We start from the raw sequence: 4,760 nt of genomic DNA, 5'->3' as shown, positions 1-4,760 counted from the left end.
TTTACTCAAACTATTGAAGTAGTAATAGAATTTAATTTTTTCTGAAATCCCATGCTATAAATATGGAAAAACTACTTGACTAAAATGATGAAGGTGACTAGCCTGTAGAGTGTAGCCAGCAAAGGGTATTGCACTTTTTAGCTGGAACAAAAAAAGAGTAGTTTAGAGGAAAGCTATCGAGAAGCCCTGAAGACAAGAAGGTTTTTATGGGATGATGCGATAGTAGCGAGTAAGAGTAATATTGTAAGAGAGATATTACTTTTTATAAGTGAATGAAAAAAAGGAGGAAGTATAAATGGCAACAACATATGGAACGGGCAGTGCAGCGTCAAGCGCCCAAGGCTATGACACGTCGCTGTGGTATGACTCAAAATGGTATAAATTTGGAATGGGCATCATGCTGCTGGTAGCGATGTTCTGGATTTGGTACCAACGGACCTTCGCCTATTCCCATGGTATGGACTCAATGGAGCCGGAATTTGACCGCGTATGGATGGGATTGTGGCGTGTTCACATGACGCTTATGCCGTTATTTGCATTGATTACCTGGGGCTGGATTTGGAAAACCCGTGATACCAAAGAACAACTGGACAATCTGGATCCAAAACTGGAAATCAAACGCTATTTTTACTGGATGATGTGGCTTGGTGTCTACCTCTTTGGCGTATACTGGGGTGGTAGCTTCTTCACCGAACAAGATGCCTCATGGCACCAGGTAATTATACGTGATACCAGTTTTACCCCTAGCCATGTCGTCGTGTTCTATGGTTCCTTCCCAATGTACATCGTATGCGGTGTGGCTTCATACCTGTACGCAATGACCCGCCTGCCTTTATACAGCAGAGGAATTTCGTTCCCACTGGTAATGGCAATTGCAGGCCCGCTCATGATTCTGCCAAACGTAGGCTTGAACGAGTGGGGTCATGCATTCTGGTTCATGGAAGAACTCTTTAGTGCACCATTGCACTGGGGCTTTGTGATTCTGGGATGGTCTGGATTATTCTCAGGCGGTATTGCAGCTCAGATCATCACCCGTTATTCCAATCTGACAGACGTAGTTTGGAACAACTCAAACAAGGAAATCCTTAACAACCGGATTGTTCCTTAATTCTGGGTTTAAACCTGCTTATCATTCCTGCTTCTGACAAACCAGAAGCAGGAATGAAATAAAAGTGAGTCGACCTATGTTAGGGATGCGAGAAATAGGCGGCGGTTAAAAACACTTAGAAAAGAAAGGAATCGTCATGTCATATTTAATATTACAAGCTTCAAAAAGGGAGGGAGTTGAGTTATGAATGAAAATGTAATATGGGTACTATTATTCATACCTATTTTGTTTCTATTTGTGCCATTGCTGTCAAAAGGTGAAGGTTACTTTGCGGATATGTTCAAAACGAAGGACATTCTGAAAGCTGCCAAGATGCCGCCAGAAGCAATCCACATGTCACGGTCAATCGATCTGATCTATTTTCCGATTTTGTGCATACTTCTGGTTGGAACATACCATATGCACTTTATGTTGCTGGCAGGTGACTGGGATTTCTGGATGGATTGGAAAGACCGTCAATGGTGGCCGGTCGTGACACCGATTGTCGGCATTACCTACTGTTCAGCCATCATGTATTACCTTTGGGTTAACTATCGTCAACCGTTTGGCGCGACACTGTGTATCGTCTGTCTGTTGGTGGGAGAATGGCTAACACGTTACTGGGGCTTTTACTGGTGGTCACACTATCCCATTAACTTTGTAACCCCTGGCATCATGCTCCCAGGCGCATTGATGCTGGATATCACCCTGTATCTAACCCGTAACTGGCTGGTTACCGCGTTAGTCGGCGGTGGATTCTTTGGTTTGCTCTTCTATCCAGGTAACTGGGTCATCTTTGGACCCACCCACTTGCCAGTCGTAGTTGAAGGCGTATTGCTTTCAATGGCAGACTACATGGGCCACCTGTATGTGCGCACCGGTACACCGGAATATGTCCGTATGATTGAGCAAGGCTCACTGCGTACCTTCGGTGGTCATACCACCGTAATTGCTGCCTTCTTCGCAGCGTTTGTATCTATGTTGATCTTCGTGGTTTGGTGGTATCTCGGTAAAATTTATTGCACAGCCTTCTACTATGTTAAAGGCAAAAGAGGACGTATCGTGCAAAGAGATGACGTTACCGCGTTTGGTGAAGAAGGTTTCGCACAGGGGATCAAATAATGAATCTAAAAAACATATACAAACGAAGCGTGCTGGGGCTTTACGGAGTCGCTTACGCAGCAGCGGCATTAGCAGTAAGTCTGGTAGTCGATGTCACACCAGTTGCAGCCCACGGGGAACGTTCGCAAGAACCCTTCTTGCGGATGCGTACGGTACAATGGTATGACATCAAATGGTCACCAGAAGTGACTAAAGTCAATGACTTTGCCACGATCAAAGGTAAATTCCACTTGGCGGAGGATTGGCCGCGCGCGGCAGCTAAGCCAGAGCGATCCTTCTTCAACGTAGGTAGCCCAAGCCCGGTGTTTGTCCGTATGAGCACCAAGATCAATGGCCAACCCTGGTTCATCGCCGGACCAATGGAAATTGGGCGTGACTATGAAGTTGAAGTCAGCCTGAAAGCTCGTATTCCAGGTCGCCATCACATGCATGCCATGTTGAATGTGAAGGATGCCGGCCCGATCGCAGGACCGGGTGCATGGATGAATATCACGGGTAGCTGGGACGACTTTACCAACCCTGTCAAATTATTGACGGGAGAAACCGTTGATACCGAAACCTTCAACTTTGCCAATGGCCTTACCTGGCACATCATCTGGATGACGTTAGCGTGCTTCTGGATCGGTATTTTTGTGGCACGCCCGATGTTCTTACCACGCAGCCGTGTGTTGTTGGCTTATGGTGATGAACCCATGATTGATCCACTGGATACAAAACTGGCCTGGGGAGTTGCCATTGCCACTATAGCCTTGGTATGGGGCAGCTATCGCTACACGGAAACCAAACATCCGTATACCGTGCCCATCCAGGCAGGTGAATCAAAAGTCGCGCCATTGCCGGTTGCACCAAACCCAGTCTCTATTCGCGTAACTTACGCTAACTACGACGTACCGGGACGTGCATTGCGTGTGACTATGGAAGTGACCAACAATGGTGACAGCGCAGTCAAATTTGGAGAATTCACCACAGCGGGCATTCGTTTCATCAACTCCACTGGCCGTCAATACCTGGATCCATCCTATCCACGCGAATTGATTGCAATTGGCTTGACGTTTGATGACGAATCAGCAATTCAGCCTGGTGAAACCAAAGAAATCAAAATGGAAGCCAAGGACGCCTTATGGGAAATTCAACGTCTGATGGCACTGTTGGGTGACCCGGAAAGCCGTTTTGGTGGTTTGTTGATGTCTTGGGATGAAGATGGAAATCGCCACATTAATAGCATTGCTGGTGCGGTTATCCCGGTCTTTACCAAGCTTTAATAAGTAGCAAAAAGCAACACAACCGGTGCACCGCTGTCGAGAGACAGAAAGGTGTACCGGTTTTTTTTTAAACCATACTAGTTTTAATCATTAATAGGAGAGTTGTCGTGGTAAAGCAATTAACACAAGCGGGTATTGCGGCTTTCGTTCTTGTTGCGATGCTTTACGCGGGTAGTGTAATTGCCCATGGGAAAGTTTCTTTAGAAGAAGACCCATGCACGCGCCAGATAAATGAAAATATGGTGCATCTAAGTGCTTATCAGCCACAATATGACAAAAGCGCGCATTATTGTACAGAGATCCCATTAGCGGGCGATACCTATTTGGTCATCGATCTGATTGATTCTGCCATTCGTAACATGCCCGTCACAGTCAAGGTTTATCGCGGTAATGAAACGGATGGAGAAAGCGTGTTGCAGTTACCTGCGAAACTTCATCCGGATGGTGTCATTAACGGTACCACTAACCTGGAAAAGGGGTTATATTCAGTTATTGTGACGGCAGAAGGCATTCCACCGCTAAAATATCAATACCGACTGCGTGTTGAAATGGTGGATTATATGAAGCTACTGCGTGCTTCCATTGTGCCGGTAATGGGATTGCTGCTATTGGCATGGCTCATCTATAAAATCAAGCCATTGCAACGGTTGCGCAAATGGCGAACTCCACAACGCTAACAAGATTAAAGTAAGTGTTTTGTCAAAGAAATGATCCTATAATAAAAATTTTATTATCGCCTTGGGGGAAAGAAGAGTGTTTGTAAACGTAATGAAATCTATTTATAAATCCATGGTTATAATTGCATTAGGAATGGCCTATTCCCTGCAGTTATCTGCGCATGGTGGACTGTCACTGGCTGAGGATATGTGCAAGCTTACGATCGGGCCTTACACTATGCATTTTACGGGTTACCAACCTGAGAGCACGCAAGAGCAGGAATTTTGTGAAGATATTCCTATGATAGGCCGCACCGTGGTTGCACTGGATTATATCAATGAGGAACTGCGGCCAATGACAACTGAAGTGCGAATAATACGTGATACCGGGTCAGAAGAGAACTTGGATGCATCAACGATATTTCATATACCGCCGAAAGTGTACTCGAATGGATCGGTGACCTTTGAGCATACCTTTCCAGAGCCAGGCAAATTTGTAGGACTGGTCACAATAAGAGGTGACAAGGAAGAATATGTTTCCCGCTTTCCGTTTGCAGTGGGAACAGGTGGAAAATCGAATCTACCTTATATCATCGGTATCATTGTGTTGGCAGCTGCTGCTGCTTTATTCTT

5 protein-coding genes are annotated in these 4,760 nt (G+C 45.7%); all 5 read left to right on the top strand.

The window, feature by feature from the left end:
- Positions 1–295 precede the first annotated feature (295 nt).
- Complete coding sequence (locus BM122_RS20270; RefSeq protein WP_074907369.1) at positions 296–1,108, top strand: methane monooxygenase/ammonia monooxygenase subunit C; 813 nt, start codon at positions 296–298, stop codon at positions 1,106–1,108.
- A 183-nt stretch (positions 1,109–1,291) separates the two neighbouring features.
- Positions 1,292–2,209: a methane monooxygenase/ammonia monooxygenase subunit A gene (locus BM122_RS20265; RefSeq protein ID WP_256212256.1), complete on the top strand. Its 918-nt coding sequence runs from the start codon at positions 1,292–1,294 to the stop codon at positions 2,207–2,209.
- Entirely contained in the window at positions 2,209–3,471 is a 1,263-nt protein-coding gene (locus BM122_RS20260; RefSeq protein WP_074907367.1) for a methane monooxygenase/ammonia monooxygenase subunit B, read from the top strand. Before BM122_RS20265 ends, BM122_RS20260 begins: the two co-directional genes overlap by 1 nt.
- A 107-nt stretch (positions 3,472–3,578) precedes the next feature.
- Positions 3,579–4,148 (top strand): hypothetical protein, encoded by a 570-nt coding sequence (locus tag BM122_RS20255; protein WP_074907366.1) that lies wholly within the window; start codon positions 3,579–3,581, stop codon positions 4,146–4,148.
- A gap of 133 nt (positions 4,149–4,281) precedes the next feature.
- The coding region (locus BM122_RS20250; protein ID WP_371264961.1) for a hypothetical protein at positions 4,282–4,760 on the top strand (479 nt) is incomplete at its 3' end.

The sequence above is a fragment of the Nitrosomonas communis genome (assembly GCF_900114745.1).
GTDB lineage: Bacteria > Pseudomonadota > Gammaproteobacteria > Burkholderiales > Nitrosomonadaceae > Nitrosomonas > Nitrosomonas communis_A.
The sequence above is the reverse complement of the archived record's forward strand: the minus strand, read 5'-3'. Positions and strand labels throughout refer to the sequence as shown.

Bases quoted from the DNA above. Each gene is read 5' to 3' on its own strand.
- BM122_RS20265 (WP_256212256.1), top strand. From the start codon at position 1,292: ATGAATGAAAATGTAATATGGGTACTATTATTCATACCTATTTTGTTT.
- BM122_RS20260 (WP_074907367.1), top strand. From the start codon at position 2,209: ATGAATCTAAAAAACATATACAAACGAAGCGTGCTGGGGCTTTACGGA.
- BM122_RS20270 (WP_074907369.1), top strand. From the start codon at position 296: ATGGCAACAACATATGGAACGGGCAGTGCAGCGTCAAGCGCCCAAGGC.